Here is a 17,569-nt window from a genome sequence, read left to right as displayed (position 1 = left end):
GGCCTCAGCCGGCGGACGGAGCGCGCCAGGCCGCGAGGAGCTCGTCCTGGAGGCCGAACATCTCCTTGTGCTCCTCCGGCTCGGCGTGGTCGTAGCCGAGGAGGTGGAGGATCCCGTGGGTGGTGAGCAGCTCGAGCTCGGCGAGGGTGCCGTGACCGGCGGTCTCGCCCTGCCGCTCGGCGACAACCGGGCAGAGCACCAGGTCGCCGAGCACCCCCTCCTCGGGGTCCTCGTCGACGAGACCGGGCCGCAGCTCGTCCATCGGGAAGGCGAGCACGTCGGTCGGGCCCTCCTTCTCCATCCACTGCTCGTTGAGCTGCGCGATGGTGTCCTCGTCGACGGCCTTGATGCAGAGCTCGGCCAGCGGGTGCACGCGCATCCGGTCCATGACGAACCGGCTCAGCTTGGCGAGGTGCTTGACGTCGACGCCGAAGCCGGACTCGTCGAGGACCTCGATGCTCACGTGGTCACCCGGCCGGGTCGACCGGCCGTCGTCTGCTCGCCACGCGAGTCGAACTCGTCGTACGCCGCGACGATCCGGCCGACCAGCTTGTGGCGCACGACGTCGTGGCTGGTGAGCCGCTGGAACGTGAGGTCGTCGATGCCGTCGAGGATGCCCTCGACGATCCGGAGGCCGGACTTGGTGCCGGTCGGCAGGTCGACCTGGGTGACGTCGCCGGTGACCACGATCTTGGAGCCGAAGCCGAGACGGGTGAGGAACATCTTCATCTGCTCCGGCGTCGTGTTCTGCGCCTCGTCGAGGATGATGAAGGAGTCGTTGAGCGTGCGACCGCGCATGTAGGCCAGCGGCGCCACCTCGATGGTGCCGGCGGCCATCAGCTTCGGGATCGCCTCCGGGTCCATCATGTCGTGCAGCGCGTCGTAGAGCGGTCGCAGGTAGGGGTCGATCTTCTCGCTGAGCGTGCCGGGGAGGTAGCCGAGCCGCTCCCCCGCCTCGACCGCGGGCCGGGTCAGGATGATCCGGTTGACCTGCTTGGCCTGGAGCGCCTGCACCGCCTTCGCCATCGCGAGGTAGGTCTTGCCTGTGCCGGCCGGGCCGATGCCGAACGTGATCGTGTGCTTGTCGATGGCGTCGACGTAGCGCTTCTGGTTCAGCGTCTTCGGGCGGATCGAGCGACCGCGGTTGCTGAGGATGTTGAGCGAGAGCACGTCGGCGGGGCGCTCGGTGGTCTCGGCGCGCAGCATCGACGCCACCCGCTCCACGGTCTCGGTGGTGACGCCCTGCCCGGTGCGGATGATCGCCACCAGCTCGTCGATGAGCCGCTCGGCGAGGGCGACCTCGCCCGGGTCGCCGTGCAGCGTGATCCGGTTGCCGCGCACGTGGATCTCGGCGTCGAAGCCGCGCTCGATCAGGCCCAGGTGTTCGTCGCCGGGACCGAGCAGGCTGACCATGTCGATGCTGTTGGGGACCACCACGGTGTGCCGGGTCTGCGTGCGATCCCTGTGGGTCTGTTCCGGTCGTGTCTGGTCGGTCATGTGGCCCCGGGAGGGGCGCCCTTTCTCGGCTGGCGATGTGGCCTTGCCATGGTACGCCGAATCCGGTCGGCCGCCGACCCGGTTATGGCGGCGGCGCCGCGCCTGGAGGTCAGCCGGCCAGACCGAGGCTCGCGCCCGCGAGCACGTGCAGGTGGGCGTGGAACACGGTCTGCCCCGCGGCGGCGCCGGTGTTGTAGACGAGGTTGTAGGCGTCGTAGCCCTCGGCGGCGGCCACCTCGGCCGCGGCGGTGACCAGCGCGGCCGACGTCGTGGGGTCGGCGGAGGCCAGCTCGGCCGCGTTGGCATAGTGCGTGCGCGGCACCACGAGCACGTGGAGCGGCGCCTTCGGGTTGATGTCGCGGAAGGCCACCGTCTGCTCGGTCTGGTGGACGATGTCGCCCGGGATGTCGCCGGCGACGATCTTGCAGAACAGGCAGTCAGCTGTCGGTGAGGTCACGCGCATACTCTGCCCGTTCGCGACTCGTGCCGGTCAACCCCCGGGCCGCGCCGCGCGTGCAACTACCGTGACCTCCTATGCAGCGCTTCCCAGCCTCGCCGGCACCGTGTCGGCGGCGCGCGCCGTGACCGACCGGCCGCGCGCGGGTGACGCCCTCCTCGATGCCGACGAGGGCATCGAGCAGCTGTACCTCGCCCACTGGGACCGGATGGTGCGGCTCTCCGTGCTGCTCGTGCGCGACCAGGGTGTCGCCGAGGAGATCGTGCAGGACGCGTACGTCGCCGTGCACCAGCGCTGGGACCGGCTCAACGACCCCGAGCGCGCGCTCGCCTACCTGCGCCAGGCGATCGTGAACCGGTCGCGCTCGGCGCTCCGGCACCGGGCGGTGGTGCAGCGCTACCTCTCCCGCCAGAGCGCTCCCGCCGACGCCCCGGGGTCCGACGAGTCCGTGCTGGGCGACGCCCGCCGGCAGCTGGTGCTCGACGCCCTCCGGCAGCTGCCGCGCCGTCAGCGGGAGGTGCTGGCGCTGCGCTACTACCTGGACATGTCCGAGGCCGAGATCGCCGAGACGCTCGGCGTCAGCAGGGGCGCGGTGAAGAGCCACGCCTCCCGCGGCGCGGCGGCGCTCCGCCCGATCCTCGACCGCCTCGGCCCCGACGTGAGAGGAGGGTGAGATGACCCCGCGTCCCACCGACTCCGACGCCTTCGACGACGACGGCCCCAGCACCGGCACCGACGAGGCGCTCCGCCGCCTGCTCGGCGACGCGGTCGCCGACGTCCGTCCCGCCGACCGGCTCGGCGAGATCCGGCGCCGTACCCGCCGGCGAGCGCGCGGCTCCCGGCGCTGGCTCCCCGTGGTCGCGGGAGCCGGGGTGGCGACCGCTGCGGTGGTCGGCGGTGTCGTCCTGCTGGGCCAGCTCGGCAACGAGGAGCCGTCCGGCCCCGCCGCGTCTCCGTCACACGACTACCAGCTCGTGGTGGCGTCGGCCGCCTACTTCGTCGGCGACACGCCCACCGGTCCCCGCCTTTTCCGCGAGTTCCACTCGCTGCCGGCGGTCACGGGGTCCGACGCGGTCGAGCAGTCGCTCGGCGAGGTCGACCCCGCCGGCGGCGGTCCGGAGGACCCCGACTACAGCACGTTGTGGCCGGAAGGGTCGTTCTCGGGTGCGGAGATCACCGACGACCGGATCACGGTCGAGCTCTCCGCGGCCGCCACCGACCGACCCGCGGGCATCAGCGAGCGGGAGGCGTGGCTGGGGATCCAGCAGGTCGTCTACACCGCCGACGCCGCGATCCGCCGCTCGCTCCCGGTCGCGTTCGTGGTCGACGACGCGCCGGCCGACGAGGTGCTCGGCGTCGAGGTCGAGGAGCTGGTCGAGCGCGACCGTCAGTACGACGTGCTCAGCCCCGTGAACATCAGCGACCCGGTCGAGGGCAAGGTCGTCAAGGGTGACTGGCTCTACGCGGGCGGGACGACCATCGAGGCGCCGCGCGAGGTCTCCTGGTCGGTGGAGCAGCTCGTCTCCACCGACGAGTCCGACGGGGGCGGGATCGGGGGTGCCGCCTTCGGTGGCGTTGCCGGCGCCGGCGTGGAGGGAAAGGAAGGGCCGGGCTGGCGCGCGCGGATCAGCCTCCGCGGCCTGCCGCCCGGCGAGTACCTGCTGACGGCTGAGGTCACCAGCACGGGCCAGGCCAGCGACTCTCCCGCCTTCTACCGCGACACGCGCACCTTCGTCATCCGCTGAGCGCCCCGGCCCGACGAGAGGATCGGATCATGCACCTTCCCCACCCCGCGCGGCGCGGCCGCCGTACGACCGCGGTCGTGAGCGGCGCCCTGCTGGCCCTCGCCCTCCTCGCCGGCTGCGCCGACGACGAGCCGACCGACGCCGACGACCCTGCGAGCACTCCGGCTAGCGAGACGTCCGACGCGAGCGAGCCGACAGACGCAGCCAGCACTGGGTCGAGCTCGGCGACCGAGGACACCGAGATCCCGGAGGAGACCGTGTCGGTCGAGGTCTTCTTCGTCGGCGACACCCCGCGTGGTCCGCGGTTGTTCGCGGAGCAGCACGCGGTCGAAGCGGGTGACCCGGTCAAGGGCGCGATCAACCTGCTCACCAGTGGCGGCGCCAAGGACCCCGACTACCGGTCGCTGGTGCCCGACGGCAGCGTCGCGCCGCAGGTCAACGAGGACAACGGCGGCTACGTGATCGACATCGGCGACTTCACCGAGCGGCCTGCCGACATGACGAAGGCGCAGGCACGGCTGGCCGTGCAGCAGCTCGTCTACACGGTGCTGTCGGTGACGGACGGCGACCGCGACCGGCCGTTCACGTTCCACGTCGGGCACGACCCCGAGCCCTACCTCGGCGTCCCGAGCGGCGTGCAGGCCGCACCCGAGCTCGACGTACGCGGCCTGGTCAACGTCCTGTCTCCGGTGGAGGACGAGACCGTCAGCGGCTCGTTCACCGCCGAGGGCCTGGCCAGCTCCTTCGAGGCGACGGTGCCCTGGGAGGTGCGCGACGCCTCGGGGGCGGTGGTCGTCGACGGCTTCACCACGGCCGAGGGCTGGATCGAGCGGCTCTACCCGTGGACCGCGAAGGTCGACGTCAGCTCGCTCGAGCCCGGTGAGTACACGTTCGTCGCGATGACCGACGACCCGTCCGGCGGCGAGGGCGGCGGCCCGACCGAGGACACGAAGACGATCGTGGTCGAGTAGGTCGCCCTCACTGCTGATCGTCGCGCGTGAGGTGGGCGCCGAGCCGCTGGACGGCATGCGCGAGGTCGTCGGGCTCGATCACGCGAACTGATGTGATGAGAGCGATCCGGGCGACCGCCATGGCCAGCCGCCCGACATCCTCGCCGCGGATGCACACCACGGTCGTCCCGCTCGCGGTCTCGACGACGTCGTGGTCAACCCACCGGAGTACGTCGGCGAGGTCGTCGGGCTCCGAGCCGAGGGCGAGAGTCGCGCTCCGTTCACGGGGAACCGAGCCGATGGCGCGTGCGACGTACACCGTCGCGTCGCCACCCGGGATCTCGCGAGGCTCGAAGCGGCCTCCGCCCATCCGTAGGCGCGCGAGCCGGTCGAGCCGGAACGTGCGCCAGTCGTCGCGATCCCGGTCCCACGCGAGGAGGTACCAGCGGCGACCGGCGGTGACCAGTCGGTGCGGCTCGACCAGGCGACGAGTGTCGCTGCCCCCGCCGGCGCGGTAGTCGAAGCGGGCGAGCTCGTGGTCGCGGCACGCGGCCGCGAGCACGCCCAAGTGTTCCGGGTCGACCAGGTCCGGGTCGGAGCGCGACGGCACGGACGAGACGCTCGCGTGCAGCGTCGCCACCCGCCTGCGAAGTCGGTGCGGCAGCAGGCTCTCGACCTTGGTGAGCGCCCGCAACGATGTCTCCTCCATGGCACGCCAACCGGCGGGCCTCGGAAGCCGAGATGTCGTCCTTGTCGCCGAGCAGCCCCGCGGTGGCGAGGTCCTTGGTGAGGTCCTCGAGGGTGAGGGTGACCATCAGCGTAGTCGCGTCCCCACCGTGCAGGGGGAGGCGGTGGGGGTCGAGGTGCTCGAGCAGGGCGCAGAACGCGCCGGCGAGCTTGCGGGAGTAGGGGATGGTGTCGGCCTCGCCGTACTCACCGTTGGCGTGGCGGGGGCTGGTGTAGGCGTGGAGGTAGGTCTTGAGGCGTTCGGCCTCGCTGGTGGGCAGGAGTCCGGTGAGCCTGGTGGTGCCGTCGCCGGTGTTCTTGAAGAACAGCCGCATCCGCTTGCGCGCGGACTGTTCTTCCTCGAGCAGCTTCTTGGCCTCGGCGTCCTCGAAGATCTCCGGGGCCACGACCTCCAGGATCCGCCGCCCCAGCCTGCGTACCTCATCGGGGGTGAACTCCGTCGATCGGTTGATGAGCTCGGCCTCGGCCTTGTCGCGGATCTCGAGGGAGACCACCGCCGGCAACGCATCCAAGACCGCGACGATCACGCGGGCATGCTCGACCGATAGGACACCGTCGGCCATGGCTTTGGCGACCTTCGGGTAGCGGGCATCGAGGGCTTGGGCGAGCTTGAGGTCCCGCTTGGTGCCGCGCAGGTCGCACTGGGTGTGGTGGGTCAACCACGACGCGACGTCGCTCGCGCCGTCGGCCTCCGCCACGTCCGACGAACTAGCGAGGAGGCGGGCCTCCAGTTCGGCGAACTGGGCGCGGATCCTGTGCGTGGCGAGCAGGGCTTGCTTCTTCTGCTTCGTGGTCATGAAGGTCGGCTGGGTCTCCCGCACCGACGCCAACGCCGCATCCACCGCCGCCAAGGCAGCCAGCACCGGATGGTCCGGCACCGGGTCGCCCACGACCGGAACCGCCGGTGCAGTGCCGGTGGTGCTGGTCGTCATCGGAGGCCTCCCTTCGTGAGCGTGCAGTCGATTACCTCGAGTGCCGCTCCACGCGGGGGCCCTTGCCGGGGCCAACGACCCTGAATCCGGAACTCGCGGTCCGGGGGCCTGCCATGTGGTGGAACTGGTCCTGCTGCTTCCAACCCGCGAGGGGTATCGGTGTCTGGACCTACGGTCCATCGTACACGTGTTCGATCGAACACGCAAGCGAATGCGCGTGAAGTTCTCGTCTTCCCACAGGTGTCGCGACTGCCCGCACCTGGCCGCGGAACGGACACCCGGTGGGTGTCGAGGTCAGGCGAGGGCTTCGATCACGGCCTTCGCGGTCTTCTTGGCAGACGACGGGTTCTGGCCGGTGACCAGGTTGCCGTCGACGACGGCGTACGGAACGAAAGAAGCCGGGCCTTCTCGTAGAGGCCACCGCGCTCGCGTGCGACCTTCTCGGCGTTGTACGGGACCAGTTCGTCGACCTTGGCCAGTTCCTCCTCGCGCCAGGCGAAGCCGGTCATCTTCTTGCCTGCGATGAGGTAGGTGCCGTCGGACAGCGTGGTGTTGAGGATGCCGCAATAGCCGTGGCAGACAGAGGACACAACCGCACCCCGCTCGTACATCTCGCGAGTGATGCGCTGGAGGCCCTCATTGTCGGTGAAGTCGAACATGACGCCGTGACCGCCGGTGAAGTAGATGGCGTCGTAGTCAGCGGAGCTGATCTCGTCGGGACTCTTGGTGTGTTCGAGGAGTGCCATCTTCGCCGGGTCGTTGAGCCATGCCTTCGCCGTCTTGTCGAGGAGGGGGAACTTCAGCGCACGGGGCTCGAGTGGGGACTTGCCACCCGAGGGGCTGACGATGTTCTGCTCGTAGCCCGCCTCGTCGAAGACGTGCCAGGCGTGGGTCAATTCCGAGAGCCAGAGGCCGGTGGGGTGCTCAGGGTCGTCGTAGTGGCCGACGTTGGTGACGACGTGGAGGATGCGCTTGGGCATGCACGGCTTCCTTCTGTCGAGTGATGCGGCGTAGTAGCTGCCTCGCAGGTACGGCACGCGCTTGCTGGAGCAAGGCTTGCTCAATGCAAGCACTGCACACATCGAACGGTAGCGGGGCTCTGCGGGATGCCGTCTGCAGCAAGAGCACTCAACTTCGGCATGAATCAGACTGACGCTGCCCGCTTCTGCCGCTGTCGGGGCGCTGCCAGAGCATGCCGCGACGATCTCGGCCGTGGCTGTGCGAGCGACTCGCATTCACGGTTGAGACGTGCCGTCGAGGGCGACGTGGCGCAGGATGTCGTCGACAACGTCGTCGAGTGGCTGCGTCGCGTCGATGACGACTCCGGTCGTCGGCACGTCCTCTTGTGTTGCGTGCAGCCTCAGGACGAGCGCCCGTTCCTCCGGCCTCGCCCCCCATTCGTCCTCCGGTCGCTGATCAAGGCGTTCGCGAAGCGTGTCGATATCCACGTGAAGGACGAACACCTCGTCGAAGAGATCGATGAAGGCGGCGAAGTTCCGCGACCCTCCGCAGAAGAAGGTGGCCGGAGCTCGTCGATCTGCAACGAGCTCCCGGACCCGTGCGACGTTCCAGATGTGGTGGAGGTGGCCGATGCCTTCGGTGGGAACGCCGGTCACCGGGTCGCCCTGGTAAGCCAGCTCTCTGTCCCCATGGACAGCGTGGTGTCCGCGGCGAGCCAACTCAGCGCAGACCGATGTCTTCCCCGTGCCTGAGACACCTTCGATCAAGTAATTGCGGCGTCCCACTCCGGCAGCCTGGCATTCTGCGCGGAGCGGAGCAACGCGCGCCCGCTCATGCCGTGTTCATGTCTCTTGCCAATCGATGCACGTGGGTTGGCTTGCAGTCTCCGAGACACCAGTCAGCGCGCCTCAGTCGGCACCCCCGGCTAGCGTTCCCTCGTGCGCTTCACCCGCCAGCGTCTCAACCGGACTCTCCTCCTGCGCCAGCACCTCCTCGAGCGCGTGCCCTCCGACCCGATCTCGATCTGCGATCACCTGGTCGGCCTCCAGGCGCAGGAGCCGATGCCGCCGTACCTCTCGCTGGCGGCACGCCTGACCGACTTCGATCCGTACGACGTCAGCCGCGCTCTCGAGGACCGCAGCCTGGTCCGGGTGCTCAGCCTGCGCGACACCATCCACCTGCACACGCCCGGTGACGCGCTGACCCTGCCCGTCTGGGCCGCGCCGGTGCGCGAGCGCGAGATCAAGGTGAGCCAGTCGATCGGTGACGCCCGCGAGCTCGACCGCGCCGCGTTCCGTGAAGCCGTGCGCGAGGTGATCGGCGACGACGAGGTGCCGGTCCGGCAGCTGGGTGCGTCGCTGGCCGAGCGGTACCCCGACCACACGCCGTCCCAGCTGGGCCAGCTTGCTCGGGTCACGGAGGTGCTGGTGCAGGTGCCACCGCGCGGTTGCTGGAAGCATCCCGGCGGCGTCACCTATGCGTACGCCGACAGCTGGCTCGATGGGGAGCTCGCCGAGCCCGACGTGCCCGCCGTCGTCCGTCGCTACCTGCGGGCGTTCGGTCCCGCGACCGCGGCCGACGTCACGGCCTGGACGAGCATCACCCGCCTGGGGCCGGTGCTGAAGGCGATGGACGACCTCGAGCAGCACGAGGACGAGGACGGCCGGCTGCTCTACGACGTCGCCGGCGCGCCCGTCGCCGACGAGGACACGCCGGCCCCGGTGCGGCTGCTGGGCGCCTACGACAACGTGTGGCTGTCCCACCAGAACCGCGACCGGGTGACGACACCCGAGGCGCGCAAGTCGTGGATGGGCACCAACGGCGGCATCGGCAACACGATCTTCGTCAACGGCTGGCTCGCCGGCATCTGGCGCATCGTCGACGACAAGGTCGAAATCGACCGGCTCCACCGCGACCTCACGAGGTCCGAGCGGGCCGGCCTCGACGAGGAGGTCGCCCGCGTCGAGGAGCTACTCGCTCGGTAGGAACCGGCGCGCGACCGCGTCGAGCCGCTCCCGGTGGGCGGCCCAGCCGGCAGCGTCGCGGTGGGAGACCATGCTGTCGCCCGGGCGGACTCCCACCTCGCCGTCGATGAGCTCCCGCAGGATGTCCGCGTGGCCGGCGTGCCGGGCGGTCTCGGAGCACATGTGGACCAGGATCTGGTGCAGCGTGACGTCGCGCCGCTCCTCGGCCCACCACGGCACGACGCCGGGCGAGTCGAGGTCGAGTGCCGCGATCGTCGCCTCCGTCTGCTCGGCCGAGAAGCGGTGCAGCTCGACGATGTCGTCGATGGACTCGTCCGGTGTCGCCCAGAAGTCCGCGTCGGGCTCCGCCCCGTCGTCGAGCCACGGCAGCTCACGCCCCATCGGGCGGCCGAAGACCTCGGTGAAGTAGCCGAGCTCCACGCTCGCGACGTGCTTGACGAGACCCAGCAGGTTGGTGCCGGTCGTCGTCATGGGCCGGCGGACGTCGTAGTCCCCCAGCCCGTCGAGCTTCGACAGCAGGTCACTGCGGCGGCCGCGGAGGTAGCGGGCCAGCGTCTCCTTGGGATCCATGCCCCGAGGAGATCACGCCCAGCGCCGCGTGCGCGACAGGATTGCGGCGGCGGCCGCGACGCCCGCGGTGGACGTCCGCAGCACCTCCGCGCCGAGCCGAGCGGTCACGGCGCCCGCCCTCTCGAGGATCGCGACCTCGTCGTCGCTGAGCCCGCCCTCGGGCCCGACGACGAGCACGATCTCGCCCAGGTCGGGCACTGCCAGCGCGGCCAACGGCTCGACGGCGTCCTCGTGCAGCACCACGGCGAGGTCGGCCGCAGCGACCACGCCGGCCACGTCGGTCGTCGACGCCAGCGGGTCGACGACCGGGTGCCAGGCGCGCCGGGCCTGCTTGGCGGCCTCGCGCGCGGTCGACTGCCACTTGGCGTGCGACTTCACGGCGCGCTCGCCCTTCCAGACGGCGACGCTGCGTGACGCGGCCCAGGGCACCAGGCGGGCGACGCCGATCTCGGTGAGCACCTCCACGGCGAGCTCACCGCGATCGCCCTTGGGCAGCGCCTGGACGACGGTCAGCGACGGCACCGGCTCGGGCACGTCGATGACGTCGACGACCTCGATTTCGAAGACCCGCTTGCCGGTCGACGACACCCGGCCGGTCACGACCCGGCCGACGCCGTCGGCGAGCGTGACCGGCTCCCCCACGCGAAGGCGCCGTACGGCGACCGCGTGGTGCGCCTCGTCGCCGTCGACGCCCACCGTCGCGCCGACGACGACGCCGTCGAGCGACGGGACGAGGTGCTGCGGGAGGGTCACTGCTCTCGGTGCGGGCTCAGTGCGGCGCGGTGAACGCGTCGCGGAGCCGGCCGAACGCGGACTTGCGCGCCGGCTTCACGTTGCCGGTCGGCGCCTCCTCGCCGCGGATGGCGGCGAGCTCCTTCAGCAGCTCCTCCTGCCGGGCGTCGAGGCGGGTCGGCGTCTCGACCTGGACCGTGACGACGAGGTCGCCCCGCCCGCCGCGCAGTCCGGGGACCCCGCGACCGCGCAGCACCGTCTCGTGGCCGGACTGCGTGCCCGGCGCGATCGGCAGCTCGAAGGTCGTCTCCACGCCCGATCCCTCCGCCGGCTCGAGGTCGGCCTCCAGCGTGGGCAGCTCCAGGGTCGTGCCCAGTGCCGCGGCGGTCATCGGCACCGCGACCGTGCAGTGCAGGTCGTTGCCGTGGCGGGTGAACGTCGGGTGCGGAGCGACCTGGATCTCGACGTAGAGGTCGCCCGGCGGGCCACCACCCGGGCCGACCTCGCCCTGCTCGCCGAGCTGGACGCGGGTGCCGGTGTCGACGCCGGCCGGGATCTTGACGGTGAGGGTACGGCGCGAGCGCACCCGTCCCTCGCCGGCGCACTCGCGGCAGGGGTCCTTGATGACGGACCCGAAGCCGCGGCAGGTCGGGCAGGGGCGCAGCGTGCGGATCTCGCCGAGGAACGAGCGCTGCACGTGGGCCACCTCGCCCGCGCCGTGGCAGGTCTCGCAGGTGACCGGGTGGGTGCCGGGGGCCGAGCCCTCGCCGCCGCACGCCGAGCAGTGGACCGCGGTGTCGACCTTGAGCTCGCGCGCGACGCCGAACGCCGCCTCCGCGAGGTCGACCTCGAGCCGGATGAGCGCGTCCTGGCCGCGGCGCGTGCGCGGCCGCGGGCCGCGGGACTGACCGCCGCCGGCGGCGCCGCCGAAGAACGCATCCATGATGTCGGTGAACGAGAAGCCCGCACCCTGGCCGCCGAAGCCGCCCTGGCCGAACGGGTCGCCGCCGCGGTCGTAGGCCGCGCGCTTCTGCGGGTCGGAGAGCACCTCGTAGGCCGCCGACACCTGCTTGAACCGCTCCTGGCTCTCCGGGTCGGGGTTGACGTCGGGGTGCAGCTGGCGGGCGAGCTTGCGGTAGGCCTTCTTGATGGTGTCGCCGTCCGCGTCGCGGGCGACACCGAGGAGCTCGTAGAGGTCGGGGTTCACTGGTTCCTAGTTGCCTTCGTCGAGGATGCGCGACACGTAGCGCGCCACCGCGCGCACCGCCGCCATCGTGCTGGGGTAGTCCATCCGGGTGGGGCCGACGATCCCGAGCGACGCGAGCGCGTCGTCGGGGCCGTAGCCGGTGGCGACGACGCTGGTCGAGGAGAGCTCCTCGTAGGGGCCCTCCGCGCCGATGCGCACGGTCACCGCGCCACCGCTGGTCGCCTCTCCGAGCAGCTTGAGGAGCACGACCTGCTCCTCGAGCGCCTCGAGCAGCGGACGCACAGCGGTGTCGAAGCTGTCGCCGAACCGCGCGAGGTTGGCGGTGCCGCCGACGGCGATGCGCTCGTCGGAGCGGTGGTCGCTCATCGCCTCGACCAGCGTCTCGACCACCGCGACCGTCGTGGGCGGAGCGGGCTCCTCGCCGGCGACGAGCGCCTCGAGGGCTCCGACCGCTGTGGAGATCTGCTCGCCGGTCGCGGCCAGGTTGACCCGGGTGCGCAGCTGGGCGAGGTCGTCGTCGTTGATGTCGGCGTCGAGCTCGACGAGGCGCTGCTCGACCCGGCCGGTGCTGAGGATCAGCACGACCAGGAGCCTGCTCGGGGTGAGCGCCACGATCTCGATGTGGCGCACGGTGGAGCGCGACAGTGTCGGGTACTGCACGACCGCCACTTGGCGGGTCAGCTGCGAGAGCACCCGCACCGAGCGGTGCACGACGTCGTCGAGGTCGACCGCGCCGTCGAGGAAGGTGGCGATCGCCCGCCGCTCGGCGGTGGTCATCGGCTTGACCGTCGAGAGCCGGTCGACGAACAGCCGGTAGCCCTTGTCGGTCGGCACCCGCCCGGCGCTCGTGTGCGGCTGGGCGAGGTAGCCCTCCTCCTCGAGCGCGGCCATGTCGTTGCGGATCGTCGCCGGCGAGACGTTGAGGCCGTGTCGCTCGACGAGCGCCTTCGAGCCGACCGGCTCCTCGGTGGCGACGTAGTCCTCGACGATCGCGCGCAGCACGGCGAGCCTGCGGTCCTCCTGCATCCCACCTCCCCGGACAGGGCCGGACGCCCTGACGGACGCCTGTTGGCACTCCACTTTGCTGAGTGCCAATCCTAGCGTCGGCGATCGAGTGTGGTGGATTCCCCGGGCCGGACCTTGCCAACCCACGGCCTGGCTAGGTTAGGCTTACCTTATGAGGATGACCCACCGCGGCCGGACCGACACCGCTCCCCTGGCCGCGGCGGCCCGCAGCATCCTGGCCTGCCCCGACGAGGTGCAGCTCGTCGTCGACGGCGTCGACGACATCATGGCCGGCCTCGACCCGGCCGGCCGCCAGAGCACCGACGACGCCGCGCCCCTCGGCATGGTCGACGTCGACGGTCACCCGGTCTTCTCGTGCCCACCCGACTCCGCCCTCGCCCTGGCCGCCGTCGAGCGCCGGGGTGCGCTGCTCACGCTGACCAGCGGGGTCGGGGCCCCGGGCTCCCGCGAGCGCGACGCCCAGCTCACGATCGCGGGCCGGCTCGAGGCCACCGGCACCGAGCAGTGCGAGTGCTGCGACGACGTGCGCGCCACGGTCACCCTGCAGCCGTCGTACGTCATGGTCGCCCGGCCGTCGCAGGGCAGCGACCTGCAGCTGCGGGTGCCGCTCGGCGAGTTCTGCTCGCCGGCCCACCAGCTCAACCGCGGCTTCCTCCAGCGCTCGGCCGAGCACGCCAACCGCTGCCACCAGGACGAGCTGCGCCGCGCGGTCGCGACCACCAGCGGCACCAGGGTCAGCGAGATCGTGGGCGTGCAGCTCGCCGACCTGCGGCCCGAGCGGGTCGACGTGCGCTGGGTCGACCTCTCCGGCGCGCACAGCCGCGAGCTCGTCTTCCCGCGCGCGGCCACCACGAGCCGCGAGCTCGGCGAGCTGCTGCGCAGCGAGCTCCACGCGGGGCTCTGCTGACCGCTCCTCCCCTAGCCTGACCGGGTGACGTTCACGGAGATCGCCGACCGCGTCTGGGTCGCCCACTACGAGTTCATCGACCTCAACGTCGGCCTGGTCGGCGGCGAGCGGGGGCTCGTCGTCGTCGACACCTACGCGTCCCTGCCGCTGGCACAAGGAGTGATCGACGACGTCCGTGCCCTCGGCGTCGGCGAGGTGGTCGCGGTCGTCAACACCCACGAGCACTTCGACCACACCTTCGGCAACGGCGCGTTCCGGCAGGAGTACGGCGGCGACCTGCCGATCCACGCGACCGAGGAGGCGGCGCGGCGTACCGTTCCCAGCGGCGAGGCGTGGAAGGCCAAGTCCGAGGCGTACGACGACCCGCGGGTGCCCGACATCCGGGCGACCGAGATCGTGCCGGCCGACCGGACGTTCTCCTCCGCGGCGGTCATCGACCTCGGCGACCGCTACCTCGAGCTCCTGCACCCGGGCCGCGGACACACCGCCGGCGACCTGGTCGCCAAGGCCTCCGACGCCGACGTGCTGCTGGCCGGCGACCTCGTCGAGGAGTCCGGGCCTCCCGCGTACGGCGACGACTGCCACCCCATGGACTGGCCCCTGACGCTCGACCTGGTCCTCGGCCTGCTCTCCCCCGGCTCGGTGGTCGTGCCCAGCCACGGCGCCGTGGTCGACCGCGGGTTCGTCGAGGAGCAGCGCGGTCTCATCGGCGTCGTCGCCGAGACGATCCGCGACCTCGCCGAGCAGGGGGTGCCGGTGGAGGAGGCGCTCGCTGCCGGCGAGTGGCCCTACCCGGCCGACCGGCTGGCGGACGCCGTACGGCGGGGCTACGCGCAGCTCCCCCGCAGCCAGAAGCGGCTACCGCTGGTCTGAGGCGGGTACCGACCCGCCATGACTGAGCGCAACGAGGAGAGCAAGCAGGTCGGCGTACCCGACGAGGCATTGCCCGCCGACCTCGTCCCGAGCGACGACAACCCCCTGGCCGAGGGCCTGCCCGACGGGGAGACCGTCGAGGGCCTGCTCGACGAGAGCGACGACGCGAAGAGCGAGGACGAGGCGGCGTACGCGCCGGCCGAGGGCAGCGGCACCGACGACGAGCGGGCCGACGGCGCGCCGCCGGAGGAGTCGGCCGAGCCGCAGGAGAGCTGAGCGGCAGCACCCGACCGGCGCGGGCGCCGCCGTCCCACGGGTCACACCAGTAACATGCCTGCGTGGATCGCTACGGGACCGACGTCCTCGCCGGGGACTGGAAGCAGCCGAAGCGCGGGCGTGCCGTCGAGGCCCCCGCCGACCTCGGGACGGTGGTCGAGGAGGTCACCACGGACTGGTGCGGCGAGATCGTCGCCGTCGACCGCGACCTGCACACGCTGACCCTCGAGGACCGCCGCGGCAAGCGGCGCACGTTCCCGCTGGGCCCCGGCTTCCTGCTCGAGGGCAAGCCGGTCATCCTCACCGCTCCGGTGCGCACCAAGGCCCCCGCGAAGCCGACCCGCACCGCCAGCGGCTCGATCGCCGTCCACGACGCGAAGGCGCGTGTCGCCCGGCAGAGCCGGATCTTCGTCGAGGGTCGCCACGACGCCGAGCTGGTCGAGCGGGTCTGGGGCGACGACCTGCGGATCGAGGGCGTCGTGGTCGAGTACCTCGGCGGCGTCGACGACCTGGCCGACCACCTGGTCTCGTTCAAGCCCGGCCCGCAGCGCAAGGTCGGCGTGCTCGTCGACCACCTCGTGCGTGGGTCGAAGGAGTCTCGGATCGCCGACGCCATCGTGCGCGGCCCCCACGGCAAGCACGTCAAGATCGTCGGCCACCCCTACGTCGACGTCTGGCAGGCGGTGAAGCCCGACCGGCTCGGCCTGAAGTCCTGGCCGACCATCCCGCGCAGCATCGAGTGGAAGAAGGGCGTGTGCCAGCACCTCGGCTGGCCGCACCGCGACCAGGCCGACATCGCCCGCGCCTGGCAGCACATCCTGTCGAAGGTGCGCTCCTACGACGACCTCGAGCCGGCCCTGCTGGGCCGGGTCGAGGAGCTCATCGACTTCGTGACCGTCGACTGAGCCGCCAGACCACCCGTCAGTTCGGGCGGAGCGGGCGGCCCTGGGAGTCGGTCGGCTCGCCGGTCAGCATCAGGATGCCGTCGATCAGGCCCCAGAGGCTGCCGATGCCGCACGTCAGGATCGTGACGATGATCTGGAGGACGCCCGTCTGGGTGTCGCCGATGTAGAAGCGGCCGATGCCGAACCCGCCCAGGAAGATCTGGAGCAGCCCGGCAACCAGTTTCTGCTTGTCCGAGTAGGGCACGCCGGTGACCGGGTGCACGCCGTACGGCGCTCCCGGCTGGCCCATGGGCGCGCCGTACGGACCGGGCTGGCCGTAGGGCACTCCGGGCGACGGCTGAGCGCCGTAGTTGGCGTAGCCCGGCGGGGGCGGGGCCTGCGGCGGCTGGGGAGCCTGCGGCGCCTCGTACGTCGGCGGCTGGTACGTCGGCGGCTCGTAGGGCTGCGGGGGCTGCTCGCCGTACGGCGGCTGCGGCTCGTTGCTGCCAGGCTCGGTCATGGCAGAAGACTAGGGCTTCGCGGGCCCGGCTACGGCAGAAGGTCGCGAACCACTGCGTCGGCCAGCAGCCGGCCCCTGCGGGTCAGCACCAGCCGGTCCGTCGACGGCTCGACCAGGCCATCGGCGACGAGCTCGGCGACCGGTGCGTCCCTGTCGACCGCGCTCATCGGGAGACCGTCGCGGAGCCGCACCTCGAGCAGCACCCGCTCGACGTGGCGGGTGTCGTCGTCGAGCACCTCCCGCGCATGTGCGGGACTGACCCCGGCGCCCAGGCGGTCGGCGTACGCCGCGGGGTGTTTGACGTTCCACCACCGCACCCCGCCGACGTGGCTGTGCGCGCCCGGCCCGACGCCCCACCAGTCGTCGCCGCGCCAGTAGCCCAGGTTGTGGCGGCACTCCGCGCCCGGGCGCGACCAGTTGGACACCTCGTACCACCCGAGCCCCGCGGCACCGAGGTGCTCGTCGGCCGCGACGTACTTGTCCGCAAGATCGTCCTCGTCGGGCATCGGAAGCTCACCGCGCTTGACCCGGCGGGCCAGGGCGGTGCCCTCCTCGACGATCAGGGAGTACGCCGAGACGTGGTCGGGCCGGCTCGCCGTCGCGGCCGCCAGGGTCGTGTCCCAGTCGGCGAGGGACTCCCCCGGCGTGCCGTAGATGAGGTCGAGGCTGAGCTGGTCGAAGCCTGCAGCGCGAGCGGCCTCGACGACCTGCGGCACCCGCTCCGGGTCGTGGGTGCGGTCCAGCGTCGCCAGCACGTGCGGCACCGCCGACTGCATGCCGAACGAGACCCGGGTGTAGCCGGCGGCTCGCAGCCGCTCGAGGTAGGCGAGGTCGACGGAGTCGGGGTTGGCCTCGGTCGTGACCTCCGCGCCGGGCGCGAGCCCGAGCTCCTCGTCGATCGCCCGCAGGATCCGGCCGAGGTCCTCGGCGGGCAGGAGGGTCGGCGTGCCGCCGCCGAGGAACACCGTCTGCACCGGCACGTCGCGGTCGCCGAGCACCGACCGCGCGAGCCGCACCTCGGCGACGGCCTGGTCGACGTACGTGGCACGGGAGACGCCGGAGCCGAGCTCGATCGCGGTGTAGGTGTTGAAGTCGCAGTAGCCGCAGCGGACCGTGCAGAACGGCACGTGCACGTAGAGCCCGAACGGCCGGGTGCCGACGCCGGCGAGGGCGGCCTCCGGGAGGGAGCCGTCGGCCGGGGCGGGGTCTCCCTCGGGCAGTGCGGACGGCATGCGACCAGTGTCCTACGGCGACCGCCCGCCGCCCGAATCAGCCGGACCGGCTCACACCGGCGCCTGGGA

Annotated in this window: 21 protein-coding genes and 2 pseudogenes; 9 read left to right on the top strand and 14 right to left on the bottom strand. The window is 71.7% G+C overall.

Going from position 1 to position 17,569, the window contains the following annotated elements; all coding sequences use genetic code 11:
- Positions 1–4: 4 nt before the first annotated feature.
- From ybeY to HNR19_RS08070, 3 genes are all read right to left on the bottom strand, one after another.
- The gene (ybeY, locus tag HNR19_RS08080; RefSeq protein WP_179667435.1) at positions 5–463 is read right to left on the bottom strand and encodes an rRNA maturation RNase YbeY; all 459 of its coding nucleotides are present in this window, start codon (positions 461–463) and stop codon (positions 5–7) included.
- The gene (locus HNR19_RS08075; RefSeq protein ID WP_179667434.1) at positions 460–1,497 is read right to left on the bottom strand and encodes a PhoH family protein; all 1,038 of its coding nucleotides are present in this window, start codon (positions 1,495–1,497) and stop codon (positions 460–462) included. Before HNR19_RS08075 ends, ybeY begins: the two co-directional genes overlap by 4 nt.
- A 109-nt stretch (positions 1,498–1,606) precedes the next feature.
- On the bottom strand, positions 1,607–1,954 hold the full coding sequence (locus HNR19_RS08070; protein ID WP_343047106.1) for an HIT domain-containing protein: 348 nt from the start codon (positions 1,952–1,954) through the stop codon (positions 1,607–1,609).
- A 67-nt stretch (positions 1,955–2,021) separates the two neighbouring features.
- On the opposite strand from HNR19_RS08070, the gene HNR19_RS08065 reads away from it, so the two are divergent.
- The 3 genes from HNR19_RS08065 to HNR19_RS08055 are packed head-to-tail and all read left to right on the top strand — an operon-like array spanning position 2,022 to position 4,670.
- Positions 2,022–2,627, top strand: coding sequence for a SigE family RNA polymerase sigma factor (locus HNR19_RS08065; RefSeq protein ID WP_343047104.1), 606 nt, complete (start codon positions 2,022–2,024; stop codon positions 2,625–2,627).
- A 1-nt stretch (position 2,628) separates the two neighbouring features.
- Positions 2,629–3,699 carry a GerMN domain-containing protein gene (locus HNR19_RS08060; RefSeq protein WP_179667431.1) on the top strand — a complete coding sequence of 357 codons (1,071 nt, stop codon included), beginning with the start codon at positions 2,629–2,631 and terminating at the stop codon, positions 3,697–3,699.
- Positions 3,700–3,728: 29 nt separating this feature from the next.
- Positions 3,729–4,670, top strand: a complete 942-nt coding sequence (locus HNR19_RS08055; protein ID WP_179667430.1) for a Gmad2 immunoglobulin-like domain-containing protein — start codon at positions 3,729–3,731, stop codon at positions 4,668–4,670.
- Positions 4,671–4,677: 7 nt separating this feature from the next.
- On the opposite strand, the gene HNR19_RS23750 is transcribed toward HNR19_RS08055, so the two are convergent.
- From HNR19_RS23750 to HNR19_RS22650, 3 genes and pseudogenes are all read right to left on the bottom strand, one after another.
- Positions 4,678–4,968: a hypothetical protein gene (locus HNR19_RS23750; RefSeq protein WP_218910900.1), complete on the bottom strand. Its 291-nt coding sequence runs from the start codon at positions 4,966–4,968 to the stop codon at positions 4,678–4,680.
- A gap of 108 nt (positions 4,969–5,076) precedes the next feature.
- Positions 5,077–5,358 (bottom strand): annotated as a pseudogene (locus HNR19_RS23745) (helix-turn-helix transcriptional regulator); the annotation flags it as partial.
- Positions 5,357–6,193, bottom strand: a pseudogene (locus HNR19_RS22650) (DUF222 domain-containing protein); the annotation flags it as partial. The pseudogenes HNR19_RS22650 and HNR19_RS23745, both read right to left, overlap by 2 nt.
- Between HNR19_RS22650 and HNR19_RS22645 the strand changes: the two are divergent.
- Positions 6,156–6,347, top strand: a complete 192-nt coding sequence (locus HNR19_RS22645) for a hypothetical protein (RefSeq protein ID WP_179667428.1) — start codon at positions 6,156–6,158, stop codon at positions 6,345–6,347. The pseudogene HNR19_RS22650 and the gene HNR19_RS22645 overlap by 38 nt on opposite strands.
- A 292-nt stretch (positions 6,348–6,639) precedes the next feature.
- On the opposite strand, the gene HNR19_RS08035 is transcribed toward HNR19_RS22645, so the two are convergent.
- Together HNR19_RS08035 and HNR19_RS08030 are read right to left on the bottom strand one after the other, a co-directional pair.
- A complete protein-coding gene (locus tag HNR19_RS08035) occupies positions 6,640–7,308 on the bottom strand; it encodes a type 1 glutamine amidotransferase domain-containing protein (protein ID WP_218910184.1) in 669 nt (222 codons plus the stop codon).
- Between the two features lie 255 nt (positions 7,309–7,563).
- The gene (locus tag HNR19_RS08030) at positions 7,564–8,073 is read right to left on the bottom strand and encodes an AAA family ATPase (protein ID WP_179667427.1); all 510 of its coding nucleotides are present in this window, start codon (positions 8,071–8,073) and stop codon (positions 7,564–7,566) included.
- A 153-nt stretch (positions 8,074–8,226) separates the two neighbouring features.
- Here HNR19_RS08030 and HNR19_RS08025 point away from each other — a divergent pair, with 153 nt between their 5' ends.
- Positions 8,227–9,273, top strand: coding sequence for a DNA glycosylase AlkZ-like family protein (locus HNR19_RS08025; RefSeq protein ID WP_179667426.1), 1,047 nt, complete (start codon positions 8,227–8,229; stop codon positions 9,271–9,273).
- On the opposite strand, the gene HNR19_RS08020 is transcribed toward HNR19_RS08025, so the two are convergent.
- Genes HNR19_RS08020 through hrcA form a run of 4 tightly spaced genes read right to left on the bottom strand, consistent with a single transcriptional unit; the run spans position 9,259 to position 12,808 of the window.
- Positions 9,259–9,843 carry a DinB family protein gene (locus HNR19_RS08020; RefSeq protein WP_179667425.1) on the bottom strand — a complete coding sequence of 195 codons (585 nt, stop codon included), beginning with the start codon at positions 9,841–9,843 and terminating at the stop codon, positions 9,259–9,261. The two genes, HNR19_RS08025 and HNR19_RS08020, sit on opposite strands and share 15 nt — an antisense overlap.
- A gap of 12 nt (positions 9,844–9,855) precedes the next feature.
- On the bottom strand, positions 9,856–10,596 hold the full coding sequence (locus HNR19_RS08015; protein WP_179667424.1) for a 16S rRNA (uracil(1498)-N(3))-methyltransferase: 741 nt from the start codon (positions 10,594–10,596) through the stop codon (positions 9,856–9,858).
- 16 nt (positions 10,597–10,612) lie between these two features.
- Positions 10,613–11,782: a molecular chaperone DnaJ gene (dnaJ, locus tag HNR19_RS08010; RefSeq protein WP_179667423.1), complete on the bottom strand. Its 1,170-nt coding sequence runs from the start codon at positions 11,780–11,782 to the stop codon at positions 10,613–10,615.
- 6 nt (positions 11,783–11,788) lie between these two features.
- The gene (gene hrcA / locus HNR19_RS08005) at positions 11,789–12,808 is read right to left on the bottom strand and encodes a heat-inducible transcriptional repressor HrcA (RefSeq protein WP_179667422.1); all 1,020 of its coding nucleotides are present in this window, start codon (positions 12,806–12,808) and stop codon (positions 11,789–11,791) included.
- Positions 12,809–12,959: 151 nt separating this feature from the next.
- Here hrcA and HNR19_RS08000 point away from each other — a divergent pair, with 151 nt between their 5' ends.
- The 4 genes from HNR19_RS08000 (at position 12,960) to HNR19_RS07985 (ending at position 15,769) form a co-directional block, all read left to right on the top strand.
- Entirely contained in the window at positions 12,960–13,715 is a 756-nt protein-coding gene (locus tag HNR19_RS08000; RefSeq protein ID WP_179667421.1) for a hypothetical protein, read from the top strand.
- Between the two features lie 24 nt (positions 13,716–13,739).
- Positions 13,740–14,588, top strand: a complete 849-nt coding sequence (locus HNR19_RS07995) for an MBL fold metallo-hydrolase (protein WP_179667420.1) — start codon at positions 13,740–13,742, stop codon at positions 14,586–14,588.
- 18 nt (positions 14,589–14,606) lie between these two features.
- Positions 14,607–14,864 (top strand): hypothetical protein, encoded by a 258-nt coding sequence (locus HNR19_RS07990; RefSeq protein ID WP_179667419.1) that lies wholly within the window; start codon positions 14,607–14,609, stop codon positions 14,862–14,864.
- A gap of 62 nt (positions 14,865–14,926) precedes the next feature.
- On the top strand, positions 14,927–15,769 hold the full coding sequence (locus tag HNR19_RS07985) for a DUF3097 family protein (protein WP_179667418.1): 843 nt from the start codon (positions 14,927–14,929) through the stop codon (positions 15,767–15,769).
- A gap of 16 nt (positions 15,770–15,785) precedes the next feature.
- On the opposite strand, the gene HNR19_RS07980 is transcribed toward HNR19_RS07985, so the two are convergent.
- A complete protein-coding gene (locus HNR19_RS07980; protein WP_179667417.1) occupies positions 15,786–16,268 on the bottom strand; it encodes a TM2 domain-containing protein in 483 nt (160 codons plus the stop codon).
- Between the two features lie 29 nt (positions 16,269–16,297).
- Complete coding sequence (gene hemW / locus HNR19_RS07975) at positions 16,298–17,500, bottom strand: radical SAM family heme chaperone HemW (RefSeq protein WP_179667416.1); 1,203 nt, start codon at positions 17,498–17,500, stop codon at positions 16,298–16,300.
- Positions 17,501–17,569 lie beyond the last annotated feature (69 nt).

Source organism: Nocardioides thalensis, assembly GCF_013410655.1.
In the GTDB taxonomy this organism is placed as follows: domain Bacteria; phylum Actinomycetota; class Actinomycetes; order Propionibacteriales; family Nocardioidaceae; genus Nocardioides; species Nocardioides thalensis.
This window is presented reverse-complemented; position numbering and strand designations above follow the sequence as displayed.

Coding starts and splice junctions, on each gene's coding strand:
- HNR19_RS08075 (WP_179667434.1), bottom strand. CDS start 1,497: ATGACCGACCAGACACGACCGGAACAGACCCACAGGGATCGCACGCAG.
- HNR19_RS08060 (WP_179667431.1), top strand. CDS start 2,629: ATGACCCCGCGTCCCACCGACTCCGACGCCTTCGACGACGACGGCCCC.
- HNR19_RS08055 (WP_179667430.1), top strand. CDS start 3,729: ATGCACCTTCCCCACCCCGCGCGGCGCGGCCGCCGTACGACCGCGGTC.
- HNR19_RS08035 (WP_218910184.1), bottom strand. CDS start 7,308: ATGCCCAAGCGCATCCTCCACGTCGTCACCAACGTCGGCCACTACGAC.
- HNR19_RS08020 (WP_179667425.1), bottom strand. CDS start 9,843: ATGGATCCCAAGGAGACGCTGGCCCGCTACCTCCGCGGCCGCCGCAGT.
- hrcA (WP_179667422.1), bottom strand. CDS start 12,808: ATGCAGGAGGACCGCAGGCTCGCCGTGCTGCGCGCGATCGTCGAGGAC.
- HNR19_RS08000 (WP_179667421.1), top strand. CDS start 12,960: ATGAGGATGACCCACCGCGGCCGGACCGACACCGCTCCCCTGGCCGCG.
- HNR19_RS07990 (WP_179667419.1), top strand. CDS start 14,607: ATGACTGAGCGCAACGAGGAGAGCAAGCAGGTCGGCGTACCCGACGAG.
- HNR19_RS07980 (WP_179667417.1), bottom strand. CDS start 16,268: ATGACCGAGCCTGGCAGCAACGAGCCGCAGCCGCCGTACGGCGAGCAG.
- hemW (WP_179667416.1), bottom strand. CDS start 17,500: ATGCCGTCCGCACTGCCCGAGGGAGACCCCGCCCCGGCCGACGGCTCC.